Here is a 14,215-nt window from a genome sequence, read left to right as displayed (position 1 = left end):
GAAGGCGTCAGGGGGTGGTGGGTGTGGGGGAGGGGGTGGGGCGGAGGGCGGTGGAGAGCGGGAGCAGAGTCACCAGCAGGCAGGCGGCGGCCATCGCCAGCAGGGCCGGGGCGAGGCCGAACGCGGCCACCGACCAACCGCCGAGCAGCGCGCCCACCGGCAGCCCCACGAACCCCAGCGACCCGGCCAGCCCGATCACCCGGGTCTGCAACTGCGCCGGCACCCGCTCGTAGAGCGCCACGCCCAGCAGCGGGTTCACCGCGGCGATGCCGATGCCGGACAGGAAGGTCACCACCAGCACCACCGGCAGTTCCTCGCTGAGCGCCAGCGCGACCAGCCGTGGGGTGCCGCTGACCAGCGCCCCGGCCACGAAGGTCGGGTAGCGGGGCAGCCGGGGCCCGAGCACGGTGAACAGCAGGTTCCCCAGCAGTGCGCCGGCCGAGAACGCGCCGAGCACCAGGCCCAGCCCGGCCGGGTTGCCCAGCACGCCGGCCACCCAGAGCGGGATGTAGACCGCGATGCTGGCGTTGGCCACCATGTTCAGCGCGGCGATGACCAGCAGCATGCTGAGCAGCATCCGGTCCCGGCCCAGGTAGCGGAACCCGCCGGCGAGCGCCCGCAGGTAGCCCTCCGGCTGGGCCGGCGTCGCGCTGGCCGCCGGCGGGCGGACCAGGGCGCCGATCAGCAGCGCGCAGACGCCGAACGTCGCCGCGTCGATCAGGATCGCCCCGGTCACCCCGAACCACCAGACGAGCAGGCCGCCGGCGGCCGCCCCGAAGAGGGTGACCAGCCGGCCCAACCCGTCGTAGACCGAGGTCAGCCGGATCAGCCGCACCCCGGCGGCCTCCGCGGCCGGCCGGAACAGCACGTGCTTGACCCGGTCGCCGATGCCGCGCAGCCCGCCGACGACGGCCACCAGCGCCACCAGGGCGCCGAAGCCGAGCCACGGGGTGAGCGCCACCGCCACCATCAGCGCCGCGCTGGCCAGGTCGGCCAGGATCGAGGTGCGGCGCAACCCGATCCGGTCCGCCCACGGCGTGGCCAGCGCGCTGGAGAGCAGGTACGGCAGCGTCTCGGCGAACGCCACCAGACCCATCTTCGCCGGGCTGCCGGTGGTCTCCAGCACCAGCCAGGGGATGGCGACCACCGAGATCCGGCTGCCCAGGTTGGAGATCAGATCGGCGGTGACCAGGGTGACCAGTTCCCGCCGGGGAGTCACGCCGGGCTGCCGATCGCGGCGTGCGGGTGGGCCGCGGCGTACCTCGCGCGCAGCGCCCGTTTGTCCACCTTGGCCGAACGGTTCAGCGGCAGCCGGTCGACGAACTCGACCGCCCCGGGCGCCCAGGTGTCGCTCAGCGCGGTGGTCACCAGGTCGATCAGCTCGGCGCCGGTCACCGTCGCGCCGGGTGCCGGCACCACGAAGGCGTACGGGACCTCGCCCGCCACCTCGTCCGGTACGCCGATCACCGCGGCGGCCCGCACCTGCGGGTGCTCGGCCAGCACGTCCTCGATCGGGCGGGAGTAGATCGGCCAGCTGCGCTGCCGGGTGAGGATCCGGTCCTGCAACCGGTCGACCAGGTAGAGGTAGCCGTCGGCGTCCAGGTGCCCGATGTCGCGGGTGCGCACCCAGCCGTCGACCAGCGTGTCGGCGGTCAGTTCCGGCTCGCCGTGGTAGCCGGCGAAGCGCAGTTCGGTGTGCACCCACACCTCACCGTCGACGCCCGGCGGCAGCACCGTGCCGTCCTCGGCGCGGATCTCCACCCGCACGTCCCCGTACGGCCGGCCGCAGGAGCGCAGCCGCTCCGGGTGCTCCGGGTCGTCGGTCAGCCCGGGCAGCGCGGTGATCACCACCGCCTCGCTGAGGCCGTACACGATGCGCAGCACCGGACCGAAGCGGGCGATCGCCTGGCGCAGCCGGGCCGGCGCGGCGGGCCCGGCGCCCACGTTGAACATGAACATCGCGGAGAAGTCCGCGCCGTCCAGCGCTGGGTGGTCGAGCACCTCGTAGAGCATCGGGGGGGTGACGAAGGTGGAGTTGATCCGCTCCCGCTGCACCGTGTCCACGAACCGCGCCGGGTCCCAGCCGTCGCGGAGGAACAGCACGCCGCCGGTGAACAGGTTGAACAGGGTGGTGATCTGGCCGCTGGCCAGCCACATGGGGGAGTGCGACAGGTGCCGCAGCAGCGGGAAGCCGGCGGCGCGGAAGTCCGCGGCCAGGGTGAGGATCTGCGCGTAGAAGCTCTCCCGGTGGTGCACCAGCTTCGGGCGGCCGGTGGTGCCGCTGGTCTGCAGGAACGACTCCGGCGCCGGCACCGCGCCGGGCAGCTCGTCGGGCTCGTCCCCGGGTGCGGTGGCGGCGGTCAGGTCGGGGCCGGCGCCACCGGGCCCGAGGCAGAAGACCGGCACGCCGGGCAGCGCGGCGGCCAGCTCCGGGCCGAGGCCGGCCGGGTCCCGCGCGTCGTAGAGGAAGGCGTCGGGGCGGGCCAGCCGGGCGAAGTCGGTGACCTCCCGCCGGGAGGTGACCGGCGCGACCCACATCGTCCGGCAGCCCAGCAGGTGCAGGGCGAGCTGCACCAGCGGCCCCTCGACCGGGTTGCCGAGCGCGACCAGCACCGCCGCGCCCGGCCGTACGCCGTGCCGGCGCAGCGTGCCGGCCAGCGCACACACCTCGGCGCGCACGTCGGCGTAGCTGAGCCGGCGGCCACCGCCGACCAGCGCCTCCCGCTCGTCCCAGCCGGCGAAGAGCGCCAGCGCCCGGTGCACGTAGCTGGCCCGTTGCCCGTCAGTCATCGGCAGTCCCCATCCGGTCCGGCGGTGCCCGGGCAGGTCCCGGGCAGGGCGCGGCGGTGGCGCGCGGGTCGGCGACCACCTCGCCGCCGCCTGTGAGCGTAGGGTGTTCCCGCCGTCGGCGGAGAGTGGCCGAACGGCGCTCCGCGCGGACTGGCGGACATTTGATCGGGTCGATCAGGTTGATTGACGTCCATCTTCGACGGCGGCTAGGTTCCGGTCCATCGTCCAGCCGGTGACCGTCCGCGGACGGCCCTGGGCTGCCACCACGATGGAGGTTCAATGGCGACTCCGAAGAGATGGCACGTGATAGCTTCCGCCGCCGCGCTGCTGGTCGCGGGCACCCCGGCCGTGGTCGCCAGCGCCGGCCCCGACTCGACGCCCGGGGCGCGCGGCGACCGGGCCGTCTGGGCGGGCAGCTGGGCCGCCGCGGTGACCCGTGGCAACGCCACCGGCCTGACCAACACCGGGCTGAACAACCAGAGCGTGCGGATGGTGGTGCACACCTCGGTCGGCGGTCCCCGGCTGCGGGTGCGACTGAGCAACATCTACGGCGAGCAGGCGGTCCAGGTCGGCCGGGCCACCATCGCCCGCCCCAACACCGCCACCGCCGACGACCACTCCGACATCGACCCGGCCAGCCTGCGCGAGCTGCGCTTCAACGGCGCCGCCTCGGCCACCATGAACCGCGGCGCCGAACTGCTCAGCGACCCGGTCGACTTCCCGGTCGGCGACCAGCAGGACCTGGTGCTCACCGTGCACTTCCCGACCCCGACCGGCCCGGTCACCTTCCACGGCCAGTCCCGGCAGACCAACTTCATCGGCGCCACCGACCTGACCTCCGCCGCCGACGGCGCGGGCTTCACCATCCGGCCGAACTGCTGCTGGTTCTTCCTCTCCGGCATCGACGTGCAGCGCCGGCACTCGCCGGGCTCCGTGGTGGTGCTCGGCGACTCGATCGGCGACGGCAACGGCAGCACGGTCAACGCCAACAAGCGCTGGCCCGACCTGCTCGCCGACCGGCTGATCGACGCCCGGCCGGACGTCCGCACCCCCGGCGTGCTCAACCTGAGCCTGGCCGGCAACCGGCTCAACCACGAGGGGCCGGAGCCCGGCGCGGGTGGCTTCCCCGGCTACCACGAGCTGGGGCCGAACGCGGTGAGCCGGCTCGACGAGGACGTCTTCGCCCAGACCGACGCCCGCACCGTGGTCACCCACCTGGGCATCAACGACATCTGGATGTCCGGCGACTCCGCCGAGCAGATCATCGCCGCCCTGCGGCAGATCAACCAGCAGGTCAAGGCACGCGGCCTGCGCAGCCTGGTGGCCACCCTGACGCCCTACGAGGGGCACGGCAACCCGGGGGTGTGGACGCCGGAGAAGGAGGCCACCCGGCAGGCGGTGAACGCCTACCTGCGCGGCAGCGGCGAGTTCGACGGGCTGCTCGACTTCGACCGGGTGCTGCGCGACCCGGCCCAGCCCAGCCGGCTGCTGCCCGCGTACGACTCCGGTGACCACATCCACCCCAACGACGCCGGCAACCAGGCGATGGCCGACGCCGTGCCGCTGCGCCTGCTCGGCCTGTGACATCCGGCGCGGGCGGCGGCCCACCCCGCCGCCCGTGCCACCGCTTCCCGGGGGGAGACCGACGTGGACGTCCCGCAGGTGCTGACCCGGCTCTACAGCGACGAGGGCCGGCAGAACCCGTACCCCTGCTACACCGCGCTGCACCGGCTGGGGCCGGTCAACCCGATCCCGGCCGGGGCCGTGGATCAGCCGATCGCGGCCGTCGCGGTCGGGTACGACGTGGTGGACCAGGTGCTGCGTGACCCGCAGTGGTACAAGCAGGCCCCGCCGGGCTGGCCGGAACAGGAGATCCTGAGGACCTTCCTGACCTCGATGATGTTCATCAACCCGCCCGACCACACCCGGATGCGGCACGTCTTCGCCGGCACCTTCACGCCACGTCGGCTCGGCGCGCTGGAGCCGGTGATCGTGCGGGTGGTGGACGACCTGCTGGACCGGATGGCCGAGACCGCCGGGATCGACTTCGTGGCCGACTTCGCCTACCCCCTGCCGGCCCGGGTGATGGCGGAGTTCATCGGCATCCCCGAGGCCGACCTGCCCTGGTACCGGGAACGCGTGGACCGGATCGACGAGTTCCTCGACGTTGCCGGCAAGACCCCGCAACGCCTGGCCGCCGCGAACGCCGCCGCGGCGGAACTGCGTGCCTTCTACCGCGACCTCATCGCGCACCGGCGCCGGCAGCCCGGCGCGGACCTGATCAGCGGGCTGGTCGAGGCGGTCGACGCCGGCGGCGTGGAACTGACCGAGGACGAGCTGATCAGCAACCTGATCGTGCTCTTCAACGCCAGCTTCGTCACCACCGTCTACATGTTCAGCAACGGCCTGCCACTGCTGCTGGCGCACCCGGAGGTGGCCGCCGCGCTGCCCGGCGACGACGCGCTGACCCGGGGCGCCGTCGACGAGATCCTGCGGCTGGAGGCCCCGGTGCACTTCCTGGCCCGGGCCGCGCCCCGGGACACCGTGCTCGGCGGGGTGCCGGTCGAGCGGGACCAGAACGTGCTGCTGGTGATCGCGGCCGCCAACCGCGACCCGGCCCGGTTCCCCGACCCGGACCGGTTCGACCCGCGCCGGCCCGGCCCGCCGTCGCTCGCCTTCGGCGTCGGCCTGCACTTCTGCCTCGGCGCCGCGGTGTCCCGGCTGGAGGGGCGGCTCGCGCTGCCCCGGCTGCTGGCCCGCTTCCCCCGGCTCGCGGTCGCCGAGAAGCCGATCTACAGCGGTAGCCTCTTCCTGCGCGGCATCGACAAGTTGCTGCTGCACACCGGTGGGCGGGAGGCGGCGTGAGCGGGCGGACCACCAGGCTCGACGCCACCGGGCCGGAGCGCAGCGGGGGGCCGGCATGAGCCTCCACCCGCAGGTGGCGGCGTACCGGGCGGCGCGGGCCGCGGCCGGCACGCCACCGCTGTACACCCAGACCCTGGCCGAGGCCCGCGCCGCCGACCTGGCCGCGATCCGGGCCGGTGGCGGCGCGGTCGAGCCGGTCGCCGAGGTCCGCGACACGCACGTCCCCGGCCCGGCCGGCGACCTGCCGGTACGGGTGTACCGGCCGGCCGGCCCCGGCGCGCTGCCCACCCTGGTCTACTTCTTCGGCGGCGGCTGGACGCTGGGCAGCATCGACACCGCCGACGGCATCTGCCGGCGGCTGGCCAACGCGGTGCCCTGCCAGGTGGTCACCATCGGCTACCGGCTCGCCCCGGAGCACCCCTTCCCGGCCGCCGTGCACGACTGCCACGCGGCCACCCGCTGGCTCGCCGCCCACCCCCGGGAGTTCGGGCTGGACCCGGCGCGGCTCGCGGTCGGCGGCGACAGCGCCGGCGGCAACCTCGCCGCCGCGGTCACTCTGCTGGCCCGGGCCCGGGGCGGTCCCCGGCTCGCCGGGCAACTGCTGGTCTACCCGAACACCGACCAGACCGCGGTGTCCGCCGGCGACGACGACCCGCTGCTGTTCAACCGCCACTCCGTCGCCTGGTACCGCCGGCACTACCTGCCCGACCCGGACGCCGCCCGCGACCCGCTGGCCTCGCCGCTGCTCGCGCCGGACCTGACCGGCCTGCCGCCCGCCCTGGTCGTCACCGCCGAGCACGATCCGCTGCGCGACGAGGGCGAGCGGTACGCGCACCGGCTGCGCGCCGCCGGCGTGCCGAGCACCCTCACCCGCTACCCCGGGATGATCCACGGTTTCTTCGCCATGCCCGGCGTCTTCGACGACGGCCGGCGCGCCCAGGACGAGGCCGCCGCGTTCCTGCGCGGGCGGTTCGGGTTGACCGGCACCGACCCGGACGCGGTGCCGGCGGGAAGGGGGACCAACGATGGCTGAGGATGTGCTGCCGAAACCGGCCGCGCCGGTGGCGGAGCCGCCCGCACCGGCCTGCCTGGCCGACTACGCCGAGCCGGCCCGGGCGGTGCTCCCGCCCGACGTGTGGGACTACATCGACGGCGGCAGCGGCGCCGAGATCACCCTCGCCGCCAACCGGCGCGCCCTGGACCGGGTGGCGGTGCTGCCCCGGGTGCTGCGCGGCGTGCCCACCCCGCGCACCGAGACCCGGCTGCTCGGCGCGCCGTCCGCACTGCCGGTGGCGGTGGCGCCGATCGCGTACCAGCGGCTGGTGCACCCGGACGGGGAGGTGGCGCTGGCCGCCGCCGCGGCCGCGGCCGGCGTGCCGTACCTGGCCAGCACCTTGGGCAGCGTGCCGATCGAGCAGGTCGCCAAGGCCGGCGGGTCGGTCTGGTTCCAGCTCTACTGGCTGCGCGACCGAGGTCTGGTCACCGACCTGCTGGACCGGGCGCACGCGGCCGGCTGCACGGCGCTCACGGTCACCGTGGACGTGCCGATCCTCGGCCGGCGGCTGCGCGACGTGCGCAACGCGTTCGCCGTCCCGCCGCACGTGGTGGCGGCCAACCTGCCGGCCGGACGGGACGACCTCGCGCACACCGCGATGCCGGGCGTCTCCGCTATCGCCGCGCACACCGACGCGGTCTTCGCGCCCGCGCTGACCTGGGACGACCTGGACTGGTTGCGCGGGCGCACCGCGCTGCCGCTGGTGGTGAAGGGCATCCTCGACCCGCGCGACGCCGTCCTCGCGGTCTCCGCCGGCGCCGACGCGGTGGTGGTCTCCAACCACGGCGGCCGCCAGTTGGACGGCGCCCCGGCCACCGCGGCCGTGCTGCCCGAGGTGGTGGCGGCCGTCGCGGACCGGTGCGAGGTGCTGATGGACAGCGGCATCCGCGGCGGGATGGACGTGCTGCGCGCCCTGGCGCTCGGCGCGAACGGGGTGCTGGTCGGCCGGCCGATGCTCTGGGCGCTGGCGGTCGGCGGCCAGGCCGGCGCCGAGGCGGCGCTGACCCTGCTCGCCGACGAGTTCCGCGACGCGCTGGCGCTGACCGGCTGCGCCGACCCGGCGGCCGCCCGCGAGTTGCGCACCCGGACGGTGGACTGAGCGTGGCGGCGCCGGCGGACCTGACAGTGGCCGACCTGAGCACCGCCGACCTGCATCCGGCCGTCGACGACCCGGCGCTGAACTCGATGAACTTCCTCAACGAGGTGGCCCAGCACTACCCGGACGCGGTGTCGCTGGCCGCCGGCCGGCCGTACGAGGAGTTCTTCGACGTCGCCGCGCTGCACCGGTTCCTGGACACGTTTCGCCGTCACCTCGCCGAGGATGTCGGTCTCACCCCGGCCCAGGTGCACCGCACCCTGTTCCAGTACGGCCGGACCAAGGGCGTCGTGCACCACCTGGTGGCCCGCAACCTGGCGGTGGACGAGGGGATCAGCGTCGACCCGGAGGCGATCGTGGTGACGGTCGGCTGCCAGGAGGCGATGTTCCTGGTCCTGCGGGCGCTGCGCACCGGTCCCGGCGACGTGCTGCTCGCCGTCGCGCCCACGTACGTCGGGTTGACCGGCGCGGCCCGGCTGCTCGACCTGCCGGTGCGCCCGGTGGCCGGCGGGCCGGCCGGGGTCGACCTGGCCGACCTGCGGGCCGAGGTGCGCCGGGCGCGGGCCGACGGGCTGCGCCCGCGGGCCTGCTACCTGATGCCGGACTTCGCCAACCCGTCCGGGACGAGCGTGAGCCTGGCCGACCGGCGGCGGCTGCTCGCCCTGGCCGAGGCGGAGGACCTGCTGCTGCTGGAGGACAACCCGTACGGCCTCTTCCCGGCCGGGGACGCCGAGCGGGTGCCCACGCTCAAGGCGTTGGACACCGGCCGGCGGGTGGTCTACCTGGGGTCGTTCGCCAAGACCGTGCTGCCCGGCGCGCGGGTCGGCTACGTCGTCGCCGACCAGCGGGTGGCCGGCGCGGACGGCACGGTCGGGCTGCTCGCCGACCAGCTCGCGAAGATCAAGAGCATGGTCACCGTGAACACCTCGGCAATCGCCCAGGCGGTCGTCGGCGGGGCGCTGCTGGAGCACGGGTGCAGCCTGGTCGCCGCCACGGTCCGCGAGCGGGCCGCGTACACCCGGAATCTGCGCCACCTGGTCGCCGGACTGGCCCGGCGGTTCCCGGCGGACGCCTCGCCGGTGCGCTGGAACGTGCCGGCCGGCGGCTTCTTCGTGGTGGTGACCGTGCCGTTCCCGGTCGACGACGCGCTGCTGCACCGCTCGGCCCGCGAGTACGGGCTGCTCTGGACCCCGATGGCGCACTTCTACGAGGCCGGCGCCCCGGTCGACGCGCTGCGGCTGTCGGTGAGCGCGGTGACCCCGGCCGAGATCGACCTGGGCCTGGACCGGCTGGCCGCCCTGGTCACCGACGAGCTGGCCCGCCGTGGTGGGGCGGTGGCGAAGGCGGCTCCCGGCGCGCGGGAGGCCGGCACCGCGGAGTCGGGACGGGTGGCCTGACACAACGCGTTCACCGCATGGCAATCCGCGACTGCCCGCGTTCCCGCGTCCTGCGTGGACGGTCATAATGGACGCCATGGTCGCCTGGGAGTACGCCCTGCTGGTCCGCCGCTATCAGGGGCAGGGCCGCAATTTCCACGTCAGCTTCATCTGGTACGGCCCGGACGGGTCGCGCCGGGACATCACCGCGTACGGCGACACGGCGATCGCGCACCTCAACCGGGCCGGCCGGGAGGGCTGGGAACTGGTCTCCGCCGCCGAGGACGTGAACAACGTCCAGGGCAGCACCGAGGTGCACCGCTACCACCTCAAGCGGCAGATCGGCTGACCCGCCCGGCGTCCGCCCCCGATCCCGTCGCCGCCGGCCCGTCACCGGCCGACCGCCCGGCCCCCGTCCGGGGCGGTCGGCCCCGGTCCGCGCCGCGCGCCGGCGGCGTGCCGTTCACCCGGCGTTGTTGTTACCGTTGCCTCCCGCCGACGCCCGGCCGCTCCCGCGCCGCCCGGTCGCGGCGGGGAGGAGGAGCAGTGGCGCAACCCGGGCGGCCCCGGTGCGTGGTCGGGGTCGACTTCGGCACCCTGTCCGGCCGGGCCCTGGTGGTGGACATCGCCGACGGCGCCGCACTCGGCGAGGCCGTGCACCCGTACCGGCACGGGGTGATCACCGAACGCCTCCCCGGCGGCGCGCCGCTGCCGCCGGACTGGGCGTTGCAGCACCCCGACGACTACCGCGAGGTGCTGCGCGTAGCGGTGCCCGCCGCGCTGCGCGCCGCCGGCGTACGCCCCGAGGACGTGATCGGCATCGGCGTCGACGCGACCGCCAGCACCGTGCTGCCCGCCCGCGCCGACAGCACCCCGCTCTGCGAGCTGCCGGGGCTGACCGACCGGCCGCACGCGTACCCGAAGCTGTGGAAGCACCACGCGGCCCAGCGACAGGCCGACCGGATCAACGCCCTGGCAGCCGCGCGGGGCGAGCGCTGGCTGGCCCGCTACGGCGGCCGGGTCTCGGCGGAGTGGCAGTTGGCCAAGGCGCTGGAGCTGCTGGAGGAGGACCCGGAGGTCTTCGACCTGGCGGAGCGCTGGGTCGAGGCGGCCGACTGGATCGTCTGGCAGCTCTGCGGCCGGGAGACCCGCAACGTCTCGGCCGCCGGCTACAAGGGGCTGCGCCAGGACGGCCGGTACCCGTCGGCGGAGTTCCTCCGCGCCGTGCACCCGCGGCTGGACGGGCTGCTGCCCCGCGTCGACGGTCCGCTCGCGCCGCTGGGCGCCCGGGCCGGCGGGCTCACCCCGGAGGCGGCCGGCTGGACCGGCCTGCCGGTGGGCGTCGCGGTGGCCGTCGGCGCCATCGACGCGCACGTCACCGCCGCGGCGGCCCGCTCGGTCGAGCCGGGCCGGATGCTCGCGGTGCTCGGCACCTCCACCTGCCTGATCATGAACGCGGACGCCTGCCACGAGGTGCCCGGGGTGTGCGGCGTGGTCGACGGCGGTGTCACCACCGGCGCGTGGGGCTACGAGGCCGGGCAGAGCGGGGTCGGCGACATCTTCGCCTGGTACGCCGCCACCGCGCTGCCCGCGTCGTACGCCGAGCGGGCCCGCGACCTGGGGATGACCCCGTACCAGCTGCTCGACTCACTCGCCGCCGAACAGCCGGTCGGCGGGCACGGCCTGCTCGCGCTGGACTGGCACAGCGGCAACCGTTCGGTGCTGATGGACCACGAGCTGAGCGGGGTGCTGGTCGGGCTGACCCTGGCCACCCGGCCGGAGGAGATCTGGCGGGCGTTGCTGGAGTCGACCGCGTTCGGGGCGCGGACCGTGGTCGCCGCGTTCGAGGACGCCGGGGTGCGGGTCGACGAGCTGACCGTGGCCGGCGGGCTGACCGGCAACCGGCTGCTGCTGCGGATCTACGCCGACGTGCTGCGCCGGCCGCTGCACGTGGTCGACTCGGCGCACCCGGCGGCGCTGGGCGCGGCGATCCACGCGGCGGTGGCCGCCGGGGCGTACCCCGACGTGCCGGCCGCCTCGGCGGCGATGGGCGCCCCCCACCGGGAGACCTGGCACCCGGATCCGGCCCGTGCGGCGGTCTACGACGAGCTGTACGCCGAGTACCGCGCCCTGCACGACCACTTCGGCCGCGGCGGCACCGACACCCTCCACCGCCTCCGCGCCCTCCGCAACCGCCCCCGCTGACCCCACCCCGCCGGCGACGCCCCGCGCGGCGGGGCCGGGCGGGTCGTCGGGGACGGTGCGGGTCAGGTCAGGTCGACGGTGGGGTAGAGGGGGAAGCCGGTGAGCAGTTCGGTGGCCTGCCGGCTGACCTTGTCGGCGACGGCCGGGTCGAGCAGGTACTTGGCCTTCGACGGGGTGCCGTCGGCGTTGCTGCCCGGCGTGGTCTGGCTCAGCACGGTGTGGATCAGCTCGGCGGTCTGGTCCATCTCGGCGATGCCCAGCCCCCGGGTGGTGAGCGCCGGGGTGCCGATCCGGATGCCGGAGGTGTACCAGGCGCCGTTCGGGTCCTGCGGCACCGAGTTGCGGTTGGTGACGATGCCCGAGTCGAGCAGCGCCTGCTCGGCCTGCCGGCCGGTCAGGCCGTAGCCGGAGACGTCGATCAGCACCAGGTGGTTGTCGGTGCCGCCGGTGACCAGCTTGCCGCCGCGGCGCAGCAGCCCCTCGGCGAGGGCCTGCGCGTTGGCCACGATGCGCTGGGCGTAGTCGGCGAAGTCGGGACGGCGTGCCTCGGCCAGGGCGACCGCCTTGGCGGCCATCACGTGCGGCAGCGGGCCGCCGAGCACCATCGGGCAGCCCCGGTCCACCTGGTCGGCCAGCTCCGGCTGGCAGAGCACCAGGCCGCCGCGCGGGCCGCGCAGCGACTTGTGCGTGGTGGTGGTGACGATGTGGGCGTGCGGCACCGGGTCGAAGTCGCCGGTGAACACCTTGCCGGCGACCAGGCCGGCGAAGTGGGCCATGTCGACCATGAAGGTGGCGCCGACCGAGTCGGCGATCTCCCGCATGATCCGGAAGTTGACCTTCCGCGGGTACGCCGAGTAGCCGGCGACCAGGATCAGCGGCTTGAACTCACGGGCCGCCTCGGCGACCCGGTCGTAGTCGATCAAACCGGTGGCCGGGTCGGTGCCGTAGCTACGCTGGTCGAACATCTTGCCGGAGATGTTCGGCCGGAAGCCGTGGGTGAGGTGCCCACCGGCGTCCAGCGACATGCCCAGCATCCGCTGGTTGCCCAGCTCGCGGCGGAGCGCGAACCAGTCCGTCTCGGTGAGCTCGTTGACCTGCCGGACCTGCGCCCTCTGCAAGGCCGGGGACTCGATCCGGTCGGCCAGGATGGCCCAGAACGCGACCAGGTTGGCGTCGATGCCGGAGTGCGGCTGCACGTACGCGTGCGCGGCGCCGAACAGCTCCCGGGCGTGCTCGGCGGCGAGCGCCTCCACGGTGTCGACGTTCTGGCAGCCGGCGTAGAACCGGCGGCCGACGGTGCCCTCGGCGTACTTGTCGCTGAACCAGTTCCCCATCGCCAGCAGCGTGGCCGGGGAGGCGTAGTTCTCGCTCGCGATCAGCTTCAGCGACTCGCGCTGGTCGACCAGTTCCGCCCCGATGGCGTCGGCGACCCGCGGTTCGACCGCGCGGATCACCTCGAGGGCGCTGCGGAAAGCGGTGGATTCGGCGTTCAGCGACGACATGCGACCTCCAGGTGACGTGCGGAAGGCCCAGGCGCTCGGCATGCGTCCTCATGACGGGACCGCTTCCCGATGGTGCTCCATCCCCACGCGCCAGTCACGGCCCGGGCTGATCCTACCGGGTCGGCGACCCGCCACCCCGGTCCACCTCCGTCAAGCCGGGTGCCGGCGGGCGCGGGCTCGCGGTGGGGGTTGGCGATCAATAGGATCGACGCATGGTGGCCGACGGGAGCACGGGCGGCAGCCTGCTCGCCATCAGCGACCTGCACGTCGGCCACCGGGAGAACCGGGCGATCGTCGAAGGCCTGCACGCCGACTCGCCGCACGACTGGCTGCTCGTCGCCGGGGACGTGGCCGACACCGTGGCCGACGTCGAGTGGGCGCTCGGGCTGCTGGCGCGCCGCTTCGCGCGGGTGGTCTGGGCGCCCGGCAACCACGAGCTGTGGTCCCCGCCGAACGACCCGGTGACGCTGCGCGGGCTGGAGCGCTACCAGCACCTGGTGGCGATCTGCCGGCGGCTGGGCGTGCTCACCCCGGAGGACCCGTACCCGGTGTGGCGCGGCGAGGGCGGGCCGGTGCTGGTGGCGCCGCTGTTCCTGCTCTACGACCACAGTTGGCTGCCGGACGGGTTCGACACCCGCGAGGCGGCGCTGGCCGAGGCGTACCGGACCGGGGTGGTCTGCACCGACGAGTTCCTGCTGCACCCCGACCCGTACCCGAGCCGGGCGCACTGGTGCGCGGCCCGGGTCGAGCAGACCCGGCAGCGGCTGGCCGAGCGGCAGCCGGCGCTGCCCACCGTGCTGGTCAACCACTACCCGCTGGTCCGCGAGCCGACCCGGATCCTGCGCTACCCGATCTTCGCCCAGTGGTGTGGCACCGAGGCCACCGCCGACTGGCACCTGCGCTTCGACGCCGCCGCGGTGGTCTACGGGCACCTGCACATCCCCCGGACCACCTGGCACGACGGTGTCCGGTTCGAGGAGGTCTCGCTGGGCTATCCAAGGGAGTGGCGGCAGCGCACCGTACCGCCGGGGCGGCCGCGGCGGATCCTGCCGGCGCCCCCGGCATGACGACGGGCCCCGACCCGCCGGGGCCCGCCACGCAGCTCGATCATCCGCTCGCCGATCTCCTGCCGCTGCTTACGGCCGAGCGCCTCGCGCACCTTCGGGAACCACTCCTGCTCCTCCTCCTCGACGTGGTGCAGCACGTTCTCCTGGAAGGCCTTGACCAGGCGGCGCATCTCCTTGTGGTCCTCCTTGAGCAGGACGATGGCATCGGTGGACGCCGGGTGACCTCCTAGGTTCGCCGGATGATCGTCCGGTACCCCGGG

At 74.7% G+C, this 14,215-nt stretch carries 12 protein-coding genes and 1 riboswitch; of the genes, 8 read left to right on the top strand and 4 right to left on the bottom strand.

The window, feature by feature from the left end; translation table 11 throughout:
- Positions 1 to 7 precede the first annotated feature (7 nt).
- Both FHX32_RS28120 and FHX32_RS28115 read right to left on the bottom strand, forming a co-directional pair.
- On the bottom strand, positions 8 to 1,219 hold the full coding sequence (locus tag FHX32_RS28120; protein WP_167189820.1) for an MFS transporter: 1,212 nt from the start codon (positions 1,217 to 1,219) through the stop codon (positions 8 to 10).
- Positions 1,216 to 2,790 carry an AMP-binding protein gene (locus FHX32_RS28115; protein WP_167189817.1) on the bottom strand — a complete coding sequence of 525 codons (1,575 nt, stop codon included), beginning with the start codon at positions 2,788 to 2,790 and terminating at the stop codon, positions 1,216 to 1,218. The genes FHX32_RS28120 and FHX32_RS28115 overlap by 4 nt, the downstream gene beginning before the upstream one ends.
- 306 nt (positions 2,791 to 3,096) lie before the next feature.
- Here FHX32_RS28115 and FHX32_RS28110 point away from each other — a divergent pair, with 306 nt between their 5' ends.
- The 7 genes from FHX32_RS28110 to FHX32_RS28080 all read left to right on the top strand — a co-directional run bounded on the left by FHX32_RS28110 (position 3,097) and on the right by FHX32_RS28080 (position 11,386).
- Positions 3,097 to 4,374 carry an SGNH/GDSL hydrolase family protein gene (locus tag FHX32_RS28110; protein WP_486481418.1) on the top strand — a complete coding sequence of 426 codons (1,278 nt, stop codon included), beginning with the start codon at positions 3,097 to 3,099 and terminating at the stop codon, positions 4,372 to 4,374.
- A 63-nt stretch (positions 4,375 to 4,437) separates the two neighbouring features.
- Positions 4,438 to 5,655 (top strand): cytochrome P450, encoded by a 1,218-nt coding sequence (locus FHX32_RS28105; RefSeq protein WP_167189811.1) that lies wholly within the window; start codon positions 4,438 to 4,440, stop codon positions 5,653 to 5,655.
- Between the two features lie 55 nt (positions 5,656 to 5,710).
- The gene (locus FHX32_RS28100) at positions 5,711 to 6,688 is read left to right on the top strand and encodes an alpha/beta hydrolase (protein WP_167189808.1); all 978 of its coding nucleotides are present in this window, start codon (positions 5,711 to 5,713) and stop codon (positions 6,686 to 6,688) included.
- A complete protein-coding gene (locus tag FHX32_RS28095) occupies positions 6,681 to 7,808 on the top strand; it encodes an alpha-hydroxy acid oxidase (RefSeq protein WP_167189806.1) in 1,128 nt (375 codons plus the stop codon). The genes FHX32_RS28100 and FHX32_RS28095 overlap by 8 nt, the downstream gene beginning before the upstream one ends.
- Positions 7,757 to 9,202: an aminotransferase class I/II-fold pyridoxal phosphate-dependent enzyme gene (locus FHX32_RS28090; protein WP_486481417.1), complete on the top strand. Its 1,446-nt coding sequence runs from the start codon at positions 7,757 to 7,759 to the stop codon at positions 9,200 to 9,202. The genes FHX32_RS28095 and FHX32_RS28090 overlap by 52 nt, the downstream gene beginning before the upstream one ends.
- 67 nt (positions 9,203 to 9,269) lie before the next feature.
- Complete coding sequence (locus FHX32_RS28085; protein ID WP_109905009.1) at positions 9,270 to 9,530, top strand: hypothetical protein; 261 nt, start codon at positions 9,270 to 9,272, stop codon at positions 9,528 to 9,530.
- Positions 9,531 to 9,727: 197 nt separating this feature from the next.
- Positions 9,728 to 11,386 carry a ribulokinase gene (locus FHX32_RS28080; protein ID WP_167189803.1) on the top strand — a complete coding sequence of 553 codons (1,659 nt, stop codon included), beginning with the start codon at positions 9,728 to 9,730 and terminating at the stop codon, positions 11,384 to 11,386.
- 62 nt (positions 11,387 to 11,448) lie between these two features.
- Here the strand turns inward: FHX32_RS28080 and FHX32_RS28075 are convergent, their stop codons facing one another.
- Entirely contained in the window at positions 11,449 to 12,888 is a 1,440-nt protein-coding gene (locus FHX32_RS28075; protein ID WP_167189800.1) for a glycine hydroxymethyltransferase, read from the bottom strand.
- An 18-nt stretch (positions 12,889 to 12,906) separates the two neighbouring features.
- Positions 12,907 to 12,996: riboswitch (ZMP/ZTP riboswitch) on the bottom strand.
- A gap of 104 nt (positions 12,997 to 13,100) precedes the next feature.
- Between FHX32_RS28075 and FHX32_RS28070 the strand changes: the two genes are divergently transcribed.
- Positions 13,101 to 13,955 carry a metallophosphoesterase family protein gene (locus FHX32_RS28070; RefSeq protein ID WP_167189796.1) on the top strand — a complete coding sequence of 285 codons (855 nt, stop codon included), beginning with the start codon at positions 13,101 to 13,103 and terminating at the stop codon, positions 13,953 to 13,955.
- Here the strand turns inward: FHX32_RS28070 and FHX32_RS35465 are convergent.
- A complete protein-coding gene (locus FHX32_RS35465; RefSeq protein ID WP_486481371.1) occupies positions 13,880 to 14,125 on the bottom strand; it encodes a hypothetical protein in 246 nt (81 codons plus the stop codon). The two genes, FHX32_RS28070 and FHX32_RS35465, sit on opposite strands and share 76 nt — an antisense overlap.
- Positions 14,126 to 14,215: the final 90 nt, after the last annotated feature.

It is taken from the genome of Micromonospora sp. CNZ280, from assembly GCF_011759515.1.
The sequence above is the reverse complement of the archived record's forward strand: the minus strand, read 5'-3'. Positions and strand labels throughout refer to the sequence as shown.

Excerpts from the sequence above, each read along its gene's own strand:
- FHX32_RS28070 (WP_167189796.1), top strand. The coding sequence starts at position 13,101 with ATGGTGGCCGACGGGAGCACGGGCGGCAGCCTGCTCGCCATCAGCGAC.
- FHX32_RS28095 (WP_167189806.1), top strand. The coding sequence starts at position 6,681 with ATGGCTGAGGATGTGCTGCCGAAACCGGCCGCGCCGGTGGCGGAGCCG.
- FHX32_RS28085 (WP_109905009.1), top strand. The coding sequence starts at position 9,270 with ATGGACGCCATGGTCGCCTGGGAGTACGCCCTGCTGGTCCGCCGCTAT.
- FHX32_RS28075 (WP_167189800.1), bottom strand. The coding sequence starts at position 12,888 with ATGTCGTCGCTGAACGCCGAATCCACCGCTTTCCGCAGCGCCCTCGAG.
- FHX32_RS28115 (WP_167189817.1), bottom strand. The coding sequence starts at position 2,790 with ATGACTGACGGGCAACGGGCCAGCTACGTGCACCGGGCGCTGGCGCTC.
- FHX32_RS28100 (WP_167189808.1), top strand. The coding sequence starts at position 5,711 with ATGAGCCTCCACCCGCAGGTGGCGGCGTACCGGGCGGCGCGGGCCGCG.
- FHX32_RS35465 (WP_486481371.1), bottom strand. The coding sequence starts at position 14,125 with ATGCGCCGCCTGGTCAAGGCCTTCCAGGAGAACGTGCTGCACCACGTC.